At 69.2% G+C, this 20,673-nt stretch carries 16 protein-coding genes; 7 read left to right on the forward strand and 9 right to left on the reverse strand.

Annotated features, from left to right (window positions below):
* Positions 1-318 precede the first annotated feature (318 nt).
* The 3 genes from HTV45_RS29055 to thyX form a co-directional block, all read right to left on the reverse strand.
* Complete coding sequence (locus HTV45_RS29055) at positions 319-2,004, reverse strand: ribonuclease J (RefSeq protein WP_215208872.1); 1,686 nt, start codon at positions 2,002-2,004, stop codon at positions 319-321.
* A gap of 155 nt (positions 2,005-2,159) precedes the next feature.
* Entirely contained in the window at positions 2,160-3,062 is a 903-nt protein-coding gene (dapA, locus tag HTV45_RS29060) for a 4-hydroxy-tetrahydrodipicolinate synthase (protein WP_215208873.1), read from the reverse strand.
* 209 nt (positions 3,063-3,271) lie between these two features.
* Positions 3,272-4,012 (reverse strand): FAD-dependent thymidylate synthase, encoded by a 741-nt coding sequence (thyX, locus tag HTV45_RS29065; protein ID WP_215208874.1) that lies wholly within the window; start codon positions 4,010-4,012, stop codon positions 3,272-3,274.
* Between the two features lie 211 nt (positions 4,013-4,223).
* On the opposite strand from thyX, the gene HTV45_RS29070 reads away from it, so the two are divergent.
* Together HTV45_RS29070 and HTV45_RS29075 are read left to right on the forward strand one after the other, a co-directional pair.
* On the forward strand, positions 4,224-4,463 hold the full coding sequence (locus HTV45_RS29070) for a hypothetical protein (protein ID WP_215208912.1): 240 nt from the start codon (positions 4,224-4,226) through the stop codon (positions 4,461-4,463).
* Between the two features lie 109 nt (positions 4,464-4,572).
* A complete protein-coding gene (locus tag HTV45_RS29075) occupies positions 4,573-5,127 on the forward strand; it encodes a hypothetical protein (RefSeq protein WP_215208875.1) in 555 nt (184 codons plus the stop codon).
* Between the two features lie 33 nt (positions 5,128-5,160).
* Here the strand turns inward: HTV45_RS29075 and HTV45_RS29080 are convergent, their stop codons facing one another.
* From HTV45_RS29080 to rpsO, 5 genes are all read right to left on the reverse strand, one after another.
* A complete protein-coding gene (locus tag HTV45_RS29080) occupies positions 5,161-5,604 on the reverse strand; it encodes a hypothetical protein (RefSeq protein ID WP_215208876.1) in 444 nt (147 codons plus the stop codon).
* Between the two features lie 13 nt (positions 5,605-5,617).
* Complete coding sequence (gene dapB, locus HTV45_RS29085; RefSeq protein ID WP_215208877.1) at positions 5,618-6,370, reverse strand: 4-hydroxy-tetrahydrodipicolinate reductase; 753 nt, start codon at positions 6,368-6,370, stop codon at positions 5,618-5,620.
* Positions 6,371-6,395: 25 nt separating this feature from the next.
* Positions 6,396-7,775 (reverse strand): pitrilysin family protein, encoded by a 1,380-nt coding sequence (locus tag HTV45_RS29090; RefSeq protein ID WP_215208878.1) that lies wholly within the window; start codon positions 7,773-7,775, stop codon positions 6,396-6,398.
* Positions 7,772-9,988, reverse strand: coding sequence for a polyribonucleotide nucleotidyltransferase (locus HTV45_RS29095; protein WP_215208879.1), 2,217 nt, complete (start codon positions 9,986-9,988; stop codon positions 7,772-7,774). Before HTV45_RS29095 ends, HTV45_RS29090 begins: the two co-directional genes overlap by 4 nt.
* A 361-nt stretch (positions 9,989-10,349) precedes the next feature.
* Entirely contained in the window at positions 10,350-10,637 is a 288-nt protein-coding gene (gene rpsO / locus HTV45_RS29100; protein WP_103540847.1) for a 30S ribosomal protein S15, read from the reverse strand.
* A gap of 269 nt (positions 10,638-10,906) precedes the next feature.
* On the opposite strand from rpsO, the gene HTV45_RS29105 reads away from it, so the two are divergent.
* Positions 10,907-11,188 carry a DUF397 domain-containing protein gene (locus tag HTV45_RS29105; protein WP_215208880.1) on the forward strand — a complete coding sequence of 94 codons (282 nt, stop codon included), beginning with the start codon at positions 10,907-10,909 and terminating at the stop codon, positions 11,186-11,188.
* A gap of 141 nt (positions 11,189-11,329) precedes the next feature.
* Here the strand turns inward: HTV45_RS29105 and eccD are convergent, their stop codons facing one another.
* Positions 11,330-12,829: a type VII secretion integral membrane protein EccD gene (gene eccD, locus HTV45_RS29110; protein ID WP_215208913.1), complete on the reverse strand. Its 1,500-nt coding sequence runs from the start codon at positions 12,827-12,829 to the stop codon at positions 11,330-11,332.
* A 332-nt stretch (positions 12,830-13,161) separates the two neighbouring features.
* Here eccD and eccCa point away from each other — a divergent pair, with 332 nt between their 5' ends.
* The 4 genes from eccCa (at position 13,162) to HTV45_RS29130 (ending at position 20,649) form a co-directional block, all read left to right on the forward strand.
* A complete protein-coding gene (gene eccCa, locus HTV45_RS29115; RefSeq protein WP_215208881.1) occupies positions 13,162-17,139 on the forward strand; it encodes a type VII secretion protein EccCa in 3,978 nt (1,325 codons plus the stop codon).
* Between the two features lie 103 nt (positions 17,140-17,242).
* Positions 17,243-17,722: a hypothetical protein gene (locus tag HTV45_RS29120; RefSeq protein ID WP_215208882.1), complete on the forward strand. Its 480-nt coding sequence runs from the start codon at positions 17,243-17,245 to the stop codon at positions 17,720-17,722.
* 18 nt (positions 17,723-17,740) lie between these two features.
* Positions 17,741-20,065 carry a DUF6571 family protein gene (locus HTV45_RS29125; protein WP_215208883.1) on the forward strand — a complete coding sequence of 775 codons (2,325 nt, stop codon included), beginning with the start codon at positions 17,741-17,743 and terminating at the stop codon, positions 20,063-20,065.
* 71 nt (positions 20,066-20,136) lie between these two features.
* Positions 20,137-20,649: a hypothetical protein gene (locus tag HTV45_RS29130; RefSeq protein ID WP_215208884.1), complete on the forward strand. Its 513-nt coding sequence runs from the start codon at positions 20,137-20,139 to the stop codon at positions 20,647-20,649.
* Positions 20,650-20,673 lie beyond the last annotated feature (24 nt).

The following is a 20,673-nucleotide window of genomic DNA, read 5'->3' on the forward strand; positions in this document are numbered from 1 at the left end:
GCTTCCTTTGTACTCACCCTCTCGGGCTTTCCTCCGGGCTTCCCTTCGGTCTTGCGTTTCCGACTCTATCAGATCTTCCCGACCCGATTTCCTCGGTGCTTTCCAGGTTCACGCTTTCGCGCTTTTCCTTTCCGGCGGTTCCGACTTTATCAGAGATTCTGAGCCGGTTTTCCCTGCCCTCCCGGGACTGGTTCCGGCGCACGAAGCAACCGGGTGCCCGATCGGGGGGAGTTGTAAACGTACTGGAGCGGGGCTCCCCGATGCAAATCGAGGCCCCCGCTCCCTGTTCGCGCGTGCGCGGTGAAGCCCGGCGGGCCGTCAGACCTCGACGACCACGGGAAGGATCATCGGCCGGCGCCGGTAGGTGTCGGAGACCCACTTCCCCAGCCTGCGGCGGATGAGCTGCTGCATCTGATGGGGTTCGACGACACCGTCCTGAGCCGAACGCTCCAGCACTTCGGTGATCTTCGGGATCACCTCGCTGAAAGCGGAGTCGTCGATGCCCGACCCGCGCGCCTGGACATGGGGACCGCCCGTGATCTTGCCGGTCGACGAGTCCATGACGACGAAGACCGAGATGATGCCCTCGTCTCCCAGGATCTTCCGGTCCTTGAGAGCCGGCTCACCGACGTCACCGACGGAGAGACCGTCGACGTAGACGTATCCGGCCTGGACCTTGCCCGAGATCTTGGCCTTGCCCTCGACAAGATCGACCACCACACCGTCCTCGGCGATGACGATGCGGTCGTGCGGGACGCCGGTCAGGACGCCCAGTTCCGCGTTGGCGCGCAGGTGGCGCCATTCGCCGTGGACCGGCATCAGGTTCTTCGGGCGGCAGATGTTGTAGAAGTACAGCAGCTCGCCCGCCGAGGCGTGCCCGGAGACATGCACCTTGGCATTGCCCTTGTGGACGACGTCGGCACCCCAGCGGGTCAGGCCGTTGATCACGCGGTAGACCGCGTTCTCGTTGCCGGGGATGAGCGACGAGGCCAGGATCACCGTGTCGCCCTCGACGATGCGGATCTGGTGGTCCCGGTTCGCCATGCGGGACAGGGCCGCCATCGGTTCGCCCTGGGACCCTGTGCAGACCAGGACGACTTCGCTGTCGGGCAGGTCGTCCAGGGCCCTGACGTCCACGACCAGACCCGGCGGAACCCTGAGGTAGCCGAGGTCACGGGCGATGCCCATGTTGCGGACCATGGACCGGCCGACGAAAGCGACCCGCCGCCCGTACTCGTGCGCCGCGTCCAGGATCTGCTGGATGCGGTGGACGTGGCTGGCGAAACTGGCCACGATGATCCGCTTGCGGGCTCCCGCGAAGACCTGGCGCAGGACGTTCGAGATGTCGCGCTCGGGCGGGACGAAGCCCGGGACTTCGGCGTTCGTGGAGTCGGACAGCAGAAGGTCGATGCCTTCCTCGCTGAGCCTGGCGAACGCGTGCAGATCCGTGAGGCGGCTGTCCAGCGGGAGCTGGTCCATCTTGAAGTCGCCGGTGTGGACCGCCATGCCGGCGGGGGTGCGGATGGCCACGGCGAGAGCATCGGGAATGGAGTGGTTGACCGCGACGAACTCGCAGTCGAAGGGTCCGATGCGCTCACGCTGCCCTTCCGTCACCTGGAGGGTGTACGGACGGATGCGGTGCTCCTGGAGCTTCGCCTCGATGAGGGCGAGCGTCAGCTTGGAGCCGATCAGCGGGATGTCCGGCTTCTCGCGCAGGAGGAAGGGGACGCCTCCGATGTGGTCCTCGTGGCCATGGGTGAGGACGATGCCCTCGATGTCGTCGAGGCGGTCCCGGATCGACGAGAAGTCGGGCAGGATCAGGTCGATTCCCGGCTGCTCCTCCTCGGGGAAGAGCACGCCGCAGTCGACGATCAGCAGGCGGCCTCCGTATTCGAAGACCGTCATGTTGCGGCCGATCTCGCCGAGACCGCCCAGCGGGGTGATGCGCAGGCCGCCCTCGGTGAGGGGCGGCGGCGGGCCGAGTTCAGGGTGCGGATGACTCAAAAGACTCTCCTCAAACACCCGCGCCACGTACCGGTGGGCACGTGGCGCGCGTGACGTTCGTGCAGAAGCAGTTGTCGTTATGGGCTGCGGGCACCGGTGTCCCCGCTTGTTCAGTTGTGAGGTACGTCTGCGCGAGCGGGCGCGCGAAGTCTGGATTACTGGAGGTGTACCCCGCCGGCGGCAAGATCGATCTTGAGCTGCTCGATCTCCTCCGGGGCGCACTCGGCCATCGGGGCGCGCAGGGGGCCGGCGGGGAGACCCTTCAGCGTGAGCGCCGCCTTGGTGGTCATCACGCCCTGGGTGCGGAACATGCCCGTGTAGACGGGGAGCAGCTTCTGGTGGATCTCGGTGGCCTTCTGGACGTCTCCCGACGTGTACGCGTCGACCAGGGTGCGCAGCTCGGGGGTGACGAGGTGGCCCACGACCGAGACGAAGCCGACTGCTCCGATGGAGAGCAGGGGCAGGTTGAGCATGTCGTCACCGGAGTACCAGGCCAGGCGGGAGCGGGCGATGGCCCAGCCGGCCCGGCCGAGGTCGCCCTTGGCGTCCTTGTTGGCGACGATGCGCGGGTGCTCGGCGAGACGGACGATCGTCTCCGTGCTGATCGGGACGCCGCTGCGGCCGGGGATGTCGTAGAGCATGACCGGCAGGTCGGCGGCGTCGGCGACGGCCGTGAAGTGCCGGTAGAGGCCCTCCTGCGGAGGCTTGTTGTAGTACGGGGTCACGACCAGCAGGCCGTGGGCGCCGGCCTGCTCCGCGGCGCGCGCCAGTTCGGTGCTGTGGCGGGTGTCGTTGGTGCCGACTCCGGCCACCACATGGGCCCGGTCGCCGACGGCCTCCACGACCGCCCGTACGAGATCGGCTTTCTCCGCGTCGCTGGTGGTGGGGGACTCGCCGGTGGTGCCGTTGACGATCAGGCCGTCGTTGCCTGCGTCCACCAGATGGGTGGCGAGTCGCTGGGCGCCGTCGAGATCGAGTGCGCCGTCCGCCGTGAAAGGCGTGACCATGGCGGTGAGGACCCGCCCGAAGGGGGTCTGCGGAGTGGAGGTCGGAGCCATGGGTTACACGCTACTCGTTGCTCACGGCGGGGTCTTCCCTCGGGGGATACGACAAAGTGGGCAAAAGGGGAGCCCGGCACTGCCTGCTCGGGGGTTCAGGCAGTGCCGGGCCCGTTTGATCAGGCTAGATGAACTTCATGAAATGCCGCAATACGGACACCTCGTGCGGCTGCTCCGTACATGTGTACTCGCCGACGGGAATCCCGCGGTTACGGGGCCACGCGACCGTTGGCGTTGAACGCGGCGTACGTGAGCGGCATGAGCCGGGCCCACTCCGCCTCCATCTTCTCGCCGACCATCTCGATCTCCCGCTGCGGGAAGGACGGGACCTTGGCCAGCTCGTGCTGGGTGCGCAGGCCCAGGAAGTGCATCAGCGAGCGGGCGTTGCAGGTGGCGTACATCGAGGAGAAGAGACCGACCGGGAGGGTGGCACGGGCGACCTCTCGGGCGACACCGGCCGCCAGCATCTCCTGGTACGCGGCATAGGACCGCCGGTAGGACTCCGCCATGGTCTCGGTGACGGCCTTGTACTGCTCAGGGGTGCCGTCGACGAACACGTACTTGCCGGGGCGGCCCTGCTGGACCAGCTTGCGGTCCTCGCCGGGGATGTAGAAGACGGGCTGCAGCTCGCGGTAGCGCCCCGACTCCTCGTTGTAGGACCAGCCGACCCTGTGGCGCATGAACTCACGGAAGACGAAGATCGGGGCGCTGACGAAGAAGGTCATCGAGTTGTGCTCGAAGGGGCTGCCGTGCCGGTCCCGCATCAGATAGTTGATCAGGCCCTTGGACCGCTCCGGGTCCTTGTTCAGCTCCTCCAGGGACTGCTCGCCGACGGTCGAGACGCGGGCGGCGAACAGCACGTCGGCGTCGGACGCCGTGTGCTTGACCAGCTCGACGGTCACATCGCTGCGAAAGCCTGGCTCGAGGTCGTCGGCGGGGGTGTCGGTCACGGCGCGGGGAGTCCTTCCATCACGTCTGTCGGGCGGCGCCCACTCTACGGCGCGGCACCGACAGCCTGGCCTTCTGGCGCCGGGAGGCGACATACCGCGGTGAACGACGCCGAACTTCTGCGAAATCAGCGAAAGCGGGCACCTTGCGGGGCTGCCGTGCGTCTGTATGAGTGACAGCGATTCGTTCGATCCCGGAGGGAGACGCACCACGATGTTCGGTCGGCGCGAACCCGTACCGTTCGCCTTCGTCGCCGAGGCGGACAGGTTCCGCAGCAATGTCGCCCCACCACCCCGTGAGCGGGCCTCAGCCGGTCAGCTGGCCGGGCGCTGGCTGCTCGGGCTCACCCTGGTCGCCGGACTGGTGGGTTCCCTGGTCATAGGCACGCCCGCGCTGTCCACCGGCGACTCCGGCGCGGGCACCCAGCACCAGCAGGCCTCCGACAGGCGCTGAGCCCGGACCGGCCGTACCGGCGCCATCCGGACCCCGCTGGTGGTGACAGGGGACACAGATCGGTAGCCTCACCGGGCACACCCACGCATGGATCGAGTGAGGACCAGCCGTGCCCCTGCCCTTCCTGACGGCCGACCGCGCTTTCGACACGGCGGACGATGTCGCCCTGCCGCACGACGACCGGGACCGCTGGCGGCGCCCGTACCGTCCCGGCCCCTGGCGGGTGGGGGCTGCGGCGCTCCTGCTGCTGCTCGCCTCGTTCGTGCTCTTCGCCGCGGTGATCATCGCGGCGACGGCGACGCCGGCGTCCGCCGGGACGGTCTTCGCCATCGCGCTGGTCGGTGTGGTCTGCGCGCTGCGGCTGCTGCGCATGGGTGTGTGGGTCAGCGCCCGGGGGCTTCGCCACGTGGGCTTCGTGAGCACCCGGACGACCGCCTGGGACGAGGTCCTCTCCGTACGCACGGTGCAGCAGCCGGTGCGCTGGCTGGGGCTGCCCCGGACGGTGCAGGGACAGGCGCTGATCCTTGCCCGACGGGCGCGTTCGGCCGAGTCGCTGGCGTTGCTGACGTCGCACAACGCGGACTTCCTGGGCCGGGACCAGCTGGCCTTCGACCGGGCGGCGGACACCGTGGAGGCCTGGGCGGCCGAGTACCGGCGCACCTGACGCCTCGCTCCGCACAGGCTCAGGGCCCGAGGGTCAGGGCGAGGTCTTGTGCAGGGTGATCGCCCGCTGCATGGCCTTGCGGGCGCGTGGGGTGTCGCGGGCGTCGTGGTAGGCGACGGCGAGCCGGAACCAGCTGCGCCAGTCTCCGGGGGCGTCCTCCGTCTCCGCGCGGCGCCGGGCGAAGACCTCGTCGGCCGAGTCGCGGTCGATCCGTCCGCTGGGCAGGCGCTCGAGCTCGTCGACGGGCAGAGCGCCCTCCGCGTCGAGCAGTGCGGCGAGCCGGTTCGCGTCGCGGACGAACTCGGTGTTCTTCCACAGGAACCACACGCCGATGACCGGCAGGATCAGCACCGCGACGCCGAAGGTGACGGTGATCAGCGTGCCGGCCTGGATGAGCAGCACACCTCGGCTGCCGACCAGGACGAAGTAGACGACCAGGACGGCGGCCGTGATGGCGTAGGAGATCTTGGCGCGCATGGGTCCGCAGGGCTCAGTTCAGGTCGAGGAAGTGTTCCAGGCCGAAGGTGAGGCCGGGAGTGGTCACCACGCGGCGGGTACCGAGCAGGATGCCCGGCATGAAGCTGCTGTGGTGCAGGGAGTCGTGCCGCACGGTGAGGGTCTCGCCCTCGCCGCCGAGCAGAACCTCCTGGTGGGCGAGGAGTCCGCGCAGCCGGACGGCGTGCACCGGGACACCGTCGACGTCGGCGCCCCGGGCGCCGTCGAGGGCGGTGGCCGTGGCGTCCGGCGCGGGCGGGCTGCCGGCCCGGCGGCGGGCCTCGGCGATGAGCTGGGCGGTGCGGGTGGCGGTGCCCGAAGGAGCGTCGACCTTGTTCGGATGGTGCAGCTCGACGACCTCGACGGACTCGAAGTACGGGGCGGCGATCTGCGCGAACTTCATGGTCAGCACGGCGCCGATGGAGAAGTTCGGCGCGATGAGCACGCCCGTCTCCGGGGACTGCTCCAGCAGGCCCCTCAGCTGCGCGAGGCGGTCGTCGGTCCAGCCGGTGGTGCCGACGACGGCGTGGATGCCGTGCCGTACGCAGAAGTCGAGGTTGCCCATGACCGAGGCGGGCGTGGTCAGCTCCACGGCGACCTGGGCGCCCTGCTCGGCGAGGGACTCCAGCTTGTCACCCCGGCCGAGGGCGGCCACCAGCTCCATGTCGTCGGCGGCCTCGATGGCCCGTGCCGCCTCGGAACCGATCCGGCCCCTGGCTCCGAGGACCGCCACGCGCAGCTTGCTCATGTTCGTTGCTTCCTTACGAGAGGGATCAGGCGACGGCGTCGTGCAGCCGGGACGCCTGCTTGTCCTTGAGCGGGCCGATGACGGAAAGGGAGGGCCGCCGTCCCAGGACGTCGCGGGCGACCGAACGGACGTCGTCCGGAGTCACCGAGGCTATCCGGGCCAGCATGTCGTCGACCGACATCTGCTCGCCCCAGCACAGCTCGCTCTTGCCGATACGGTTCATCAGCGCGCCGGTGTCCTCCAGGCCGAGGACGGTGGAGCCCTTCAGCTGGCCGATGGCGCGTTCGATCTCGTCGTCGGGCAGTCCGTGCTCGGCCACCTGGTCGAGTTCGTCGCGGCAGATCTTGAGCACGTCGTGCACCTGCGAGGGCCTGCAGCCCGCGTACACGCCGAACAGTCCGCAGTCGGCGAAGCCGGAGGTGTACGAGTACACGCTGTAGGCCAGACCGCGCTTCTCGCGGACCTCCTGGAAGAGCCGGGACGACATGCCGCCGCCGAGGGCGGTGTTCAGCACGCCGAGGGCCCAGCGCCGCTCGTCGGTGCGGGCCAGGCCCGGCATGCCGAGGACGATGTGCGCCTGTTCCGTCTTGCGGCCGATGTGCTCGACCCGGCCGGCGGTGCGCAGGCTGCGCGATCCTCCTCGGGGGCCGATCGGCTCGGCGGCGGGGTTCTTGAGGGCCCCGGCCTTCTCGAAGGCGGCGCGGACCTGGCGTACCACCTTGTCGTGGTCGACGTTGCCGGCGCAGGCGACCACCAGGTGGGTCGGGTCGTAGTGCTTCCGGTAGAAGCGGCGGATGCGGTCGGCGGTGAGGGCGTTGACCGTGTCGACCGTGCCGAGGACCGGGCGGCCGAGCGGGTTGTCACCGAACATGGTGTGCGCGAACAGGTCGTGCACACAGTCGCCCGGGTCGTCCTCGGTCATCGCGATCTCTTCGAGGATGGCGCCGCGTTCCACGTCGACGTCCTCCTCACGGATCACCGAGCCGGTCAGCATGTCGCACACCACGTCGATGGCGAGCGGCAGGTCGGTGTCGAGCACGCGTGCGTAGTAGCACGTGTACTCCTTGGCCGTGAACGCGTTCATCTCGCCGCCGACCGCGTCGATGGCGGAGGAGATGTCCAGCGCGGAGCGGGTGGCCGTGCCCTTGAAGAGCAGGTGCTCCAGGTAGTGGGTGGCGCCGCCCAGTGCCGGGGTCTCGTCACGGGAGCCGACGTGCGCCCAGATGCCGAAGGTGGCGGAGCGGACCGAGGGCAGCGTCTCGGTGACGACGCGCAGCCCTCCGGGGAGGGTGGTCCTGCGGACCGTTCCGATGCCGTTCTCGCCCTTGATCAGGGTTTGGGTACGGGCGACGGCCCGCGCCTCCGAGGAGGTGCGGGCCGTCGTCCTGGAGCCACGGGACGTCACTTGTCGGCGTCGTCCTTCTTCTCGTCGGCGTCTTCGCCCTCGACCACGGGGATCAGGGAGAGCTTGCCGCGGGAGTCGATCTCGGCGATCTCGACCTGGACCTTCTGGCCCACGCCGAGGACGTCCTCGACGTTCTCCACGCGCTTGCCGCCGGCCAGCTTGCGGATCTGCGAGATGTGCAGCAGACCGTCCTTGCCGGGGAGCAGGGAGACGAACGCGCCGAAGGTGGTGGTCTTCACGACCGTACCCAGGTAGCGCTCGCCGACCTCGGGCATCGTCGGGTTGGCGATGCCGTTGATCGTGGTGCGGGCGGCCTCGGCGGAGGGGCCGTCGGCGGCACCGATGTAGATGGTGCCGTCGTCCTCGATCGTGATCTCGGCGCCGGTGTCCTCCTGGATCTGGTTGATCATCTTGCCCTTGGGGCCGATGACCTCGCCGATCTTGTCGACCGGGATCTTCACGGTGATGATCCGCGGCGCGTTCGGGGACATCTCGTCCGGCGTGTCGATCGCTTCCATCATCACGTCGAGGATGTGGAGGCGGGCGTCGCGGGCCTGCTTGAGGGCCGCGGCCAGCACGGAGGCCGGGATGCCATCCAGCTTGGTGTCGAGCTGGAGGGCGGTCACGAACTCCTTGGTGCCGGCGACCTTGAAGTCCATGTCGCCGAAGGCGTCCTCCGCACCGAGGATGTCGGTGAGGGCGACGTAGTGCGTCTCGCCGTTGATCTCCTGGGAGATCAGGCCCATGGCGATGCCGGCGACCGGGGCCTTGAGCGGCACACCGGCGTTCAGCAGCGACATGGTGGAGGCGCAGACCGAGCCCATGGACGTCGAGCCGTTGGAGCCGAGGGCCTCGGACACCTGGCGGATCGCGTAGGGGAAGTCCTCGCGGGCCGGCAGCACCGGCACGATGGCGCGCTCGGCGAGCGCGCCATGGCCGATCTCGCGGCGCTTGGGTGAGCCGACACGGCCGGTCTCGCCGACGGAGTACGGCGGGAAGTTGTAGTTGTGCATGTAGCGCTTGCGGGTCACCGGGGAAAGGGTGTCCAGCTGCTGCTCCATACGGAGCATGTTGAGGGTGGTGACGCCCAGGATCTGGGTCTCGCCACGCTCGAACAGCGCGGAGCCGTGCACCCGCGGGATCGCCTCCACCTCGGCGGCCAGGGTGCGGATGTCCGTGACACCGCGGCCGTCGATGCGCTTCTTCTCCTTGATGACGCGTTCGCGGACCAGGGACTTGGTCAGCGCCCGGTACGCGGCGGAGATCTCCTTCTCGCGGCCCTCGAACTCCGGGAGGAGCTTCTCGGCGGCGAGCGCCTTGACGCGGTCCAGCTCGGCCTCGCGCTCCTGCTTGCCGGCGATGGTGAGCGCCTGGCTCAGCTCGGGCTTGACGGCCCCGGTCAGCGCCTCGAGGACGTCGTCCTGGTAGTCCAGGAAGACCGGGAAGTCGCCGGTGGGCTTGGCGGCCTTGGCGGCGAGGTCGGCCTGGGCGCGGCAGAGCACCTTGATGAAGGGCTTCGCGGCGTCCAGACCGGCGGCGACGACCTCCTCGGTCGGCGCCTCGGCGCCGCCCTCGACCAGCTTGATGGTCTTCTCGGTGGCCTCGGCCTCGACCATCATGATCGCGACGTCGCCGTCCTCCAGGACGCGGCCCGCGACGACCATGTCGAAGACGGCGTCCTCGAGCTCGGTGTGCGTCGGGAAGGCCACCCACTGGCCGCGGATCAGCGCGACGCGGACGCCGCCGATCGGGCCGGAGAAGGGCAGACCGGCCAGCTGCGTGGACGCGGAGGCGGCGTTGATCGCCACGACGTCGTACAGGTGGTCCGGGTTGAGCGCCATGATCGTGGCGACGACCTGGATCTCGTTGCGCAGGCCCTTCTTGAAGGACGGGCGCAGCGGGCGGTCGATCAGGCGGCAGGTGAGGATGGCGTCCTCGGAGGGCCGGCCCTCACGCCGGAAGAAGGATCCGGGGATCCGGCCCGCGGCGTACATCCGCTCCTCGACGTCCACCGTGAGGGGGAAGAAGTCGAGCTGGTCCTTGGGGTTCTTGGAAGCCGTGGTGGCCGACAGCACCATGGTGTCGTCGTCCAGGTAGGCCACGGCGGAGCCGGCGGCCTGACGGGCCAGACGGCCCGTCTCGAAGCGGATGGTGCGGGTGCCGAAGGAGCCGTTGTCGATGACGGCCTCGGCGTAGTGGGTCTCGTTCTCCACCAGTGTTTTCTCCGTTACTTGTCGTCTTTCGTCCCGCCTCGCCCGTGTGGCGGGGGGACGGTGGCGGAGAAGCGCTCCACTGGATGCGGGCCGGTCTTCGATCGAAGCACCCGGATTCACTCTTCCGGGGGCCACTACCGAGGACCGGCGGCGGCGAGGTGCGCTTCTCCTCGTACGTCGTGACGTCCGATGACGTCGGTCCGTGGTGCCCGTGGGGCCGCATACCCGATGCGGCCTCGGTCATCACGGTCGGTCGTGTCTCCTGCGTTGTGCTACCACACTACAAAGGTGCGGTGACAGTCCGCACGTACAGCAAAGGAGCGGTCCCCTTGTCCCAGGGAACCGCTCCCTTCACGGCGTCCTACTTGGCGCCCGCCGCACCGCGGCGGATGCCGAGGCGGTCGACCAGCGCACGGAAGCGCTGGATGTCCTTCTTGGCGAGGTACTGCAGCAGCCGGCGGCGCTGACCGACCAGGATCAGCAGACCACGGCGGGAGTGGTGGTCGTGCTTGTGGGTCTTGAGGTGCTCCGTCAGGTCGGAGATCCGACGGGACAGCAGCGCGACCTGGACCTCGGGGGAGCCGGTGTCACCCTCCTTGGTACCGAACTCCGACACGATCTGCTTCTTCACTGCGGCGTCGAGCGACACGCGTACTCCTCATAGTCTGTGGTGGCCACCGAGTGCCCCCGGTCTGCGTCTCGGGGGGTCTTCCATGACTCGGAAGGCGGGGATCCGCTGGGCGCGGCCTCCAGGGCGAGAAGTCGCTCCGGGGGTGCGTACACATACGGCCGTCAGCCAGGTTACCAGGCGGCAGCGGGGGTTCCCGCCCCGGTCCGCGGAACCACCCAGGTCGGGCGGTCGACGCCACTAGAGTGACGCCCGCAATCGTTCGCACGTAGGGAAGGGGTCGCTGCGGCATGGCGGAGACGGCTGAGGAGATCAAGGCACGCAAGGAGCGGGAGAAGGACGAGCTCTACGCCCTCGATATCTCCGGCGTCGAGTGGCACAGCGCGCCGGGCACCGAGGAGCACGAGGAGCGGGTCGAGATCGCGTACCTGCCCGGTGGCGCCGTGGCCATGCGCTCCTCCCTCGACCCGGAGACGGTCCTGCGGTACACGGAGGCGGAGTGGCGGGCCTTCGTGCTGGGCGCGCGGGACGGGGAGTTCGACCTGGAGCCGGCGGGCCCCGAGGCGGGCTGACCGCCCCGTACGCGTCCGGGAGAGTGCGCGAGCGCGGTTGCGCCCTCCCCGGGCCGCGTGTGTCACCGGCCCGGGGTGCGTGCGCCCTGCCTGGGCCGCGCGTGTGTCACGCGAGCGCTCTGCACCTCCCTGGGCCGTGCGTCAGCCGGTCATCGACCGCACCGACGCGTACACGTCGAAGACGGCGAGCGCCAGCGGCACCAGCGTCAGCAGGACGAAGCCCTCGGCGATCTCCAGGAAGCGCCCCCAGAAGGGCGTGAGTCCGCTGCGGGACGCCATCAGCCCGATGGCGGTGATGAGCGCGGCCGCCGCGGCGATGGCTGCGACCAGCCAGACCGTGCGGATGTCGAGGTCGGTGCGGTTCCCCGTCAGGGCATCGCGGATCAGGGCGTTCGGCGGGTTGAGCGCCAGGCCGACGCCGAGCGCGACCAGGGATCCGAGACCGGCGGCCAGGACGGCGGCGACCTGTGCGGTGTAGCGGAACAGCTGCGCGCGCATCAGCAGGGCGATGCCGGTGGCCAGGGCGAGCAGCTGCGCCCAGAGGTCGTCGGAGAAACCCAGCACCAGGGCCGCGCCGACCGCGAGCAGTGAGCAGCCTCCGACCAGGCCGACGAGGAGTTCGTGGCCGCGCCGGGCCTGGGCCCCGATCCGTCCGGCGTCCACCGGCTCATGCGGTTCGGGGTCTGCGGCGTAGACACTGCGCGGGGCGGCGTCCGGCGCCTCGAAGCCGATGGGCAGACGGGCGAAGCGCAGGGACATGCCCGGCAGGAAGGCCAGGGCGCCGATGGCGACGGGGGCGCACAGGGCGGCGATCTCGGCCGGGGACCAGTTCTTCAGCAGCGCCGCGAAAACGGTGATCATGGCAAGGCCCGAGGCGACCGCGAAGGCGACGAACGGGCCGTCGCCGCGGGGCGAGCACAGGGCGAGGATCACCGAGGCCACCAGCACCGCCGCGCAGGCGAGCAGGAACTGCAGTTTCCCGATGCCCTGCCCGTCGGAGAGGGACAGCAGGCCGGAGCCGGCCACGCCCACGTTGGGCAGTGCGCCGAGGCCGAGCGCGATGGCCGAGGCCCGGTCGTCGTAGACGCGGGCGCGGACGCAGGCGAGGGTGACGAGGAGCACTCCGGCGACGCCGGCGAGGATGCCGGGGAGGCTGTGCATGTCGTGGAGCGGGTCGGCGGTCCAGACGACGAAGGCGAGCAGGGCGAGCAGCAGACCGCCGCCGGCCAGGCCCGCCGCGCGGGTGAGATCGCCGCGCCACAGCGAGCGGTCCCGGGTCACCGCGGAGGCGACCGCTTCGGAGACGTCGTCGAAGACAGCCGGCGGCAGCGACTCGGCGAAGGGGCGCAGGGTGAGGAGTTCGCCGTCGAGAATGCGCTGCGCGGTGAAGGAGCGGGAGCTGTCGAGGACCGTGCCGTCACGTCGGACCAGGTGGTAGCCGACCGGGGCGCCTTCGGCGGGGGTCTGCCGGGAGAGCCTGAGGATCTCGGGATAGATGTCGGCGACCGGTACGTCGTCGGGGAGGGCCACGTCGATCCGGCTGTCGGGCGCGACGATGGTGACCCGGCAGAAGCCGAGCCCCGTCACCGTCCCGGGGAGGGCTCCCCGGCCGGACTCGCTGGTGCCGGTGGCGGCCGTCATGCTCACCTGCTGCTCCCCCTCGATACTGCTGCGGTGTGTGCGGTGTGTGCGGCGTGAAGAACCTGCGTGCCTTTCCCGGCGCATGGGGCAGGTCCCGTGGTGCGGGGCGGACGGGAGACCGTCCGCGCCGGGCACGGCGCCTGCGCGCCGCACCACATCCCACGCAATGTCCTGTACGTCCGCCGGGCCTCGCGTGTGCTCACGCGAACATCCGGCACCCTACCGCCCGCCGGTGGGTGAGGGGATCAGTAGGATCACGCGGCGGCCCTCGTCCGCCTGAGACGGGGTGGTGGACGGCAAACCCAGTGGGCCGGCAAGGGAATTGGTGAGCAGTGAGCCAGATCGTCGTGAAGCGCCCGCCACGAGCGCTGCCGCCGGAGGTGCCCGCGGGCGAGGTGATGGTCCAGCCTCCGCCGGAGCTGCCGCGCAATCAGCACGAGAGCGTGCTGATGCAGTTGTTGCCGACGCTGGGTATGGGCGGCTCGGTCGTCTTCTTCTTCACCAGCGGGCAACCGTTCATGCGGATCATGGGCATGGTGATGATCGCGTCGACGATCGCCATGTCGATCGCCATGGTGGTCCGCTTCCGCCGGGGTTCCCAGGGGCAGATCGCCGATCTGCGCCGCGACTACCTGGGTTATCTGTCGCAGACCCGCCGGGTCACCCAGGAGACCGCGAGGGCGCAGCGCGACGCCCAGTACTACCTTCACCCCTCCCCCGAGCAGTTGTGGGCGCTGGTCGCCGAGGGCAGCCGGGTGTGGGAGCGGCGGCCGGGCGACGAGGACTTCGCCCAGGTGCGCATCGGCCTCGGCCCCCAGCCGCTGGCCACCCCGCTGGTCTCCCCCGAGACGGGCCCGGTCGATCAGCTGGAGCCACTGACGGCGGGCTTGATGCAGCGGTTCGTATCGGTCCACGGCACCCTGGACGATCTGCCGATGGCGGTCTCCCTGCGCGCCTTCTACCGCGTCACGCTCGGCGGCGAGCCGGAGTCCGTACGGTCCTCCGTCCGGGCGTTGACGGGTTCGCTGGCCTCGCTGCACTCCCCCGAGGACCTGATCGTCGCGGTCGTGGCCGGCCGGGAGGAACTGCCGCACTGGGAGTGGGCCAAGTGGCTGCCGCACGTCCAGCTGTCCGGTGTCGCGGACGGTGCCGGCTCGCGTCGTCTGATCGGCGGTGACCCCCGTGAGGTGGAGGACCTGCTGGCTTCGCGGCTGGCCGGACGCCCGCGGTTCCATCCGAACGCCGCGCCGCTGCCGGACACCCCGCACATCGTCGTCGTCCTCGACGGCGTGTCCCTGCCGCCGGAGTCCATGCTGGCGGGCCCCGAGGGCCTGCAGGGCGTGACGGTCGTCGAGGTGGCCGGGCGGGAGACCTCGGGTCTGCACGGCGACCTGTCCGTCATGGTGGAACCGCGTGCGCTGCGTCTGGAGTCGGCGCACGGCGCGGTCTACGAGGGAACGCCCGATGTGCTGTCGCAGGAGTCCGCGGAGGCGCTGGCCCGGCAACTGGCGCCGCTGCGGATGGCCTCGGGCGGGGACGACGACGAACCGCTGCTGGCCAACCTGGAGTTCACGGATCTGCTGAACCTGGGCGACGCCGCGTCCGTCGACACCCGGCGCACCTGGCGGCCGCGGTCGCAGGCGGAACGGCTGCGGGTGCCGATCGGCGTCGGTGAGGACGGCCGGCCGGTCATGCTCGACATCAAGGAGGCGGCCCAGGAGGGCATGGGCCCGCACGGCCTGTGCGTCGGCGCCACGGGTTCCGGCAAGTCGGAACTGCTGCGCACCCTGGTGCTCGGTCTCGCGGTCACCCACTCCTCCGAGACCCTGAACTTCGTCCTGGCGGACTTCAAGGGCGGTGCCACCTTCGCCGGTATGGCCCAGATGCCGCACGTGGCGGCCGTCATCACCAACCTGGCGGACGACCTGACCCTCGTCGACCGCATGGGCGACTCCATCCGCGGAGAACTCAACCGCCGCCAGGAGATGCTGCGCGACGCGGGCAACTACGCCAACATCCACGACTACGAGAAGGCCCGGGCGGCGGGCGCGCCGCTCCAGCCCATCCCCTCGCTGCTGCTGGTCATCGACGAGTTCAGCGAACTGCTGACGGCCAAGCCGGACTTCATCGACATGTTCGTACAGATCGGCCGTATCGGCCGGTCACTGGGCGTGCACCTGTTGCTGGCCTCGCAGCGACTGGAGGAGGGGCGGCTGCGCGGCCTGGAGACCTACCTGTCGTACCGCATCGGCCTTCGCACCTTCTCCGCCGCCGAGTCGCGGGCGGCGCTGGGCGTGCCGGACGCGTACGAGCTGCCGAACGTACCGGGTTCGGGAATCCTCAAGTTCGGCACGGACGAGATGCTCCGGTTCAAGGCGGCGTACGTCTCGGGTGTCTACCGGTCCGGGGGGCAGCGGGACACGGCGCTGGGCGGCCCGCTGCCGGTGGACCGGCGGCCGGTGCTGTTCACCGCGGCCGAGGTGCCCGTGCGGTACGTTCCGGTGCCGCGGCAGGGCACGGGCCCGGCGAGCGGCGCCGGCGAGGTGGACGACGCGCTGGCGGACACCGTGCTCGACGTGGTCGTACGCCGGCTGGAAGCCCAGGGTCCGGCGGCCCACCAGGTGTGGCTGCCGCCCCTGGACAGCCCGCCGTCGCTGGACGGACTGCTGCCCGGTCTCGCGGCGGTGGAGGGCCGGGGTCTCACCCAGCCGGGCTTCGAGGGTGCCGGGCGGCTGGTGGTCCCGGTCGGTCTCGTCGACAAGCCGTACGAGCAGCGCCGTGACCCGCTGTGGGTGGACTTCTCGGGTGCGGCGGGGCACATGCAGGTCCTCGGCGGTCCGCAGTCCGGCAAGTCCACGCTGCTGCGCTCGCTGATCTGTTCCTTCGCCCTCACCCACACGCCGCAGGAAGTGCAGTTCTACGGACTGGACTTCGGTGGCGGTGGCATGTCCTCGGTGGCCGGGCTGCCGCATGTCGGCGGCGTCGCCTCCCGCCTGGATCCGGAGAAGGTGCGGCGTACGGTGGCGGAGGTCTACGGGGTCCTGGCCCGCCGCGAGGAGTACTTCCGGGCCTCGGGCATCTCCTCCATCGCCGAGTTCCGCACCCGCCGTGCCCGCGGCGACATCCCGGTCACCGACCAGCCGTGGGGCGACGTCTTCCTGGTGATCGACGGCTGGGCCAACTTCCGCGCCGACTACGAGGCGCTCGACCAGGTGGTCACGGACATCGCCGCGCGCGGTCTGGGGTACGGAATCCACCTGGTCCTCTCGGCCTCCCGTTCGATGGAGGTGCGGTCCGCGCTCAAGGACAACCTGCTGAACCGGCTGGAGCTGCGGCTCGGCGACACCATGGACTCCGAGCTGGACCGGAAGGTGGCGGCGAACGTGCCCACCGGCGTGCCCGGCCGGGGTCTGTCACCGCAGAAGCTGCACTTCATGGCGGCGGTGCCCCGGATCGACGGACTGACCTCGGACACCGACCTCGCGGACGCGACGGCCGCGCTGGCCGCCGAGGTGTCCCGGCACTGGCAGTCTCCGGGTGCGCCGGACGTCCGCCTGCTGCCGCGCGAGTTCCCGGCGGAGCAACTGCCTCCGGGGGACCGTTTCCCGCGGCGCGGTATCGCCTTCGGGCTCGACGAGAACAACCTCGAGCCCGTCTTCGTCGACTTCGACCAGGACCCGTTCTTCCTCGTCTTCGGCGAGAGCGAGTCCGGCAAGTCGAACCTGCTGCGCCTGCTGATCCGGCAGTTGACCGCACGGTACCCGGGTGAGGACTGCAAGCTGTTCGTGGTGGACAACCGGCGCTCCCTGCTGGGCGTCACCCCGGACAGCCACCTCGCCGAGTACATCCCCATGTCCAACGACATGGACCACCACATGGCGGCCCTGGCCGACCTGATGAAGCGGCGGACCCCGACCGCCGAGGTGACCGCCCAGCAGTTGCGCGACCGGAGCTGGTGGCAGGGCCCGATGGTGTACGTGGTGATCGACGACTACGACCTCGTCGCCACATCGAGCGGCAACCCGCTGAGCGGCCTGACCGAGTTGCTGCCGTTCGCCCGCGATGTGGGGGTGCGGTTCGTCATCGCGCGCTCCACGGCGGGCGCGAGCCGTGCCTCGTACGAGTCGTTCATGCAGCGCATCAAGGAGCTGGGCGCCCAGGGCGTCGTGCTGGCGGGCGACCCGGCCGAGGGCGATGTGCTGGGCGGGGTGCGCCCGCGGCCGATGCCTGCCGGGCGGGGCGTGTTCGTGTCCCGGCGGCGGGGGCGGCCGTTGGTGCAGACGGGACTCGTGCCGGAGGAGGAGTGGTGACGGTTCGCCGGTCTGCCGCTCCTGCAGGTTCTGTGGCCGCCTCCGGCACGGAAGAATCCGGTACGACCACAGTCGGCTGACAGCAGCGAAGGGGAGCGACGCCGTGGCATGGGACGAGTGGGAGCAACTGAAGGCCCAGGCTGCCGACCGGCAGTCGGCACGTACGCAGCTGAACCAGGCGCCCGCCCAAGGGGGGCCGGGCGGCGACGGCGGACCCGACCTGGTGGTACGGCAGGACGACCTGGGTGCCGTGGGCCACGACGCCTTCGTCCTGCACGGTGACCTGGTGAAGAAGGTGGACATCGCCGGCGCGGGCCTGAACTCCGACCAGGCCGGCTCGACCCACCAGGCGGCGTCAGCCCTTTCCCGGTCCAACTTCACCATGGGCGGCGAACTCATGACGACGCTGTCCGTCTGGGAGAGCCAGGTGAAGGCGGTTCGCCAGGCCTGTGCCCACATCTCCAACCACCTGGACTTCAGCAAGAAACTGCACGCCGACGACGATGCCGAGATCGCCGCGGTGATCATGAGCCGGGACGGCTCCGCCATGCCCGTCTCCGAGCTCGACAAGTACTTCAGGTAGTACGGGGGAAGCTCACGCATGTCCATCACCTACGACGACCTGATGCAGGTCGACCTCGGCAAGCTGAACACCGCCGTCTCGGACTGGAAGAAGGTGGTCGGCAATCTGAAACAGCTCGAGACCGATGCCCGCGACGGCCTCAAGAAGAAGTCCGACCGCGCACGCTGGGAAGGCCTGAACGCCGGCGTCACACGCGAGTTCGTGAACAAGACCGCCAAGGAGTTCGGCGACCTCCACCTGGAAGCCAACAGCATCTTCCAGGTCCTGGACGACGCACACCGCGAACTCGAGGCGCTGCAGAAGGGCGTCAGGCAACTCACGGACGAGGCCAAGGGCAAGGGCTACACCGTCCGGGACAACGCCGACGGAACGGTGAGTGTGGGTGTCCAGCCCACGTCGGGCGCCGGCGGCAAGGACGACACGGAGGAGGATCGGCAGCGCTACGCGAACGCCATCACGGGCAAGCTCGCGCACGCCAACGACATCGACGCCTCCACGAAGCTGGCGCTCGAGCGAGCCCACGGGGACGACCTGTACAACGCCGGCCACGCGAAGTACGACTCCCTCAACGACGCGCAGGTCGAGCGCGCGCTGGCACTGGCCAAGAAGCGCGAGAACCTGACCGACCGCGAGCTCACCGAGCTGAACAGACTGCTTCGGCACAACGGGCGCGAGAAGGACGGCGAGTTCGCCACCGAGTTCTTCGAGGGCCTGGGCGGGCCGAGGCAGACACTCGAGTTCTACGGTGCGATGTCGATCAACGGAACGGATGACGACGCCTCCAAGGCGCGCCTGGCCGGGATGCGGGACCTGCAGAAATACATGGGCCACGCACTGGCCAACGCCACGGACCCCTACACACCGCAGAGCCTGCGCGGGGACCGGCAGCATCTCCCCTCGTGGTGGGGCGCGGAGTTCCGCACACTGGGCACCCAGGAGATCGAGTGGGACCGGGGCATGATGAGCCGGCCCTACGGCTACCAGGTCCTGGGCGGCCTGCTCCGCTACGGGAACTACGATCCCGCGTTCCTGACCCCCATCGCGGAACACGTGACCCAGCTCCACGAGGACGATCCCCACCGCTTCCTGTCCAACAAGCCCGCCGGCACCGACGACAGGTACGGCTTCAACCCCTCCGGAAAGCTCGGCACCGGCAACGACCCGCTGAACAGCGTGCTCGAGGCGCTGGGACACAGTCCCGAGGCGGCCGAGCGGTTCTTCACGGAGAAGCCGACGGCGTACAACGAGGACGGGACGATCAAGTCGGGCGGGAAGACGGACTTCAAGTCCTACCTCGACCTGTTCACCGACAAGGACTTCGAGTGGACGATCGACAGGAACAGCCTCAACGTCCTCGTGGACGAAGACGCGACCAAGCAGGCCCTCAACTTCGGCCCTGACGCCCTCGGTCACGCCCTGGAGGCCGCCGCGACGGGCCACCCGTACGACAGCGGGACGGCCGACCCGTCGGTCAGGCACAGCGAGGCGCAGGCGAAGCTGGTCCACGACATCGTGGAGAAGTTCTCCGCAAACCCTGACCTGCTGACGCACAACATGAACGGCGACCTCGAGGACGAGGAGACCGGCCCCCTCCACGCCCTGCGCGACAGTCTCGGCAACATCTCCGCGGACTACATCGGTGACTTCCAGCGCTCGATGTACCTGGAGAGCCCCGACAGCAAGACCTTCCCGGTCAACGGCGCACCCGCCAACCTCGGATACGGGGACGCGCAGAAGTTCCTCGGACTGGTGGGCCAGGACCCGGATGCCTACGCCGCCATCACCTCCGCGCAGCAGGCCTACACGGCGAACGTGGTGCACGAGTTCCTGAGGGCGGAGGGGAAGGATCTCACCGCGGAGGACGGAGCACGCGTCGGGGACCTGGTCGCTCCGGGGGCTGCGATCGCGGGCATCATGAGCAACTCCCGGGCCGACGCGATTTACGACTATCACACGGCCAAGGACAATGAGTACAACGAAGCCGTGGCTGACAACGCCAAATGGGTCAACCGAATCGTGGGAATCGGTACGGGCGCCATCCCCGCCCCCTTCTCCGTCGTCGGGGAGCCGATCAACTGGCTGGCCGAGGACATTTCCGAGAGCGTGGTGGACAGCGCCGAGGAAGACACTACGGATGAAGCCGAGCGCAGCGCTGGAAAAGAGTACTCGAAAGGGAGGGAGGCGACCGTGAAAGCATCACAAGCGGCTGCCACCACATACTTCGCTCACCACGACGGCGCCGACTCGGACACCAGAGAAGCGCTCCTGCGGGCGATCCGCACTCAAGCAGGAGTAAGTCATACCGATGGCGCCCAGTGGAACTCCTCGGGAGCCGCCACGTGAAACTTTCCCCTCGCCGTTCAGCTGACTCCCTGTTCAAGCGGGGGAAGAGTGGGATCCGAGGCCGTTTCCTGATGCCGGGGAGACTGCTTGTTGCCAGCACTTTCACGGTCGTTCTCACCGCCTGTGGTACATCGGACGACGAGCTCTCATATCCCGTACCTGACAATATCTGTGGAATTTCGGTAGATCCGGACATTCTAGGGCGACTGCTGCACGACGGCGACGAACTGGAACAGGACACGGGACATTTCAGTCTCACAGAGGGCCAGATCTGCCACATGTATGTAGACGGGAACGACTCGGTACAAGGTATCGGCGACTGGCATGAGAGCGGATATGAATTGAGCGACCACTTCGTGGGCCTCGGCAGAAAACATCTGCGCTACTCCAAGGGAGGAACGGTGGCTTCTTGGCGGTCGGGGGTGATCACTGCCATCCCCTGCCCAGGCGTCAGCGAAAAGGGCGACGTCCTGACCGTAGAGGTGAGCGACATCAGATCCGATGAAAACTCACGGGAACTCCTGGAAGAACTGGCTCCCGGATATTTCGACGGCTACGCGAAAAGGCTCGGATGTCCGACCTGACGGCCGACGACAAGTGGCGCCCCC

The sequence above is a fragment of the Streptomyces sp. CHD11 genome (assembly GCF_018638295.1).
Classification (GTDB): domain Bacteria; phylum Actinomycetota; class Actinomycetes; order Streptomycetales; family Streptomycetaceae; genus Streptomyces.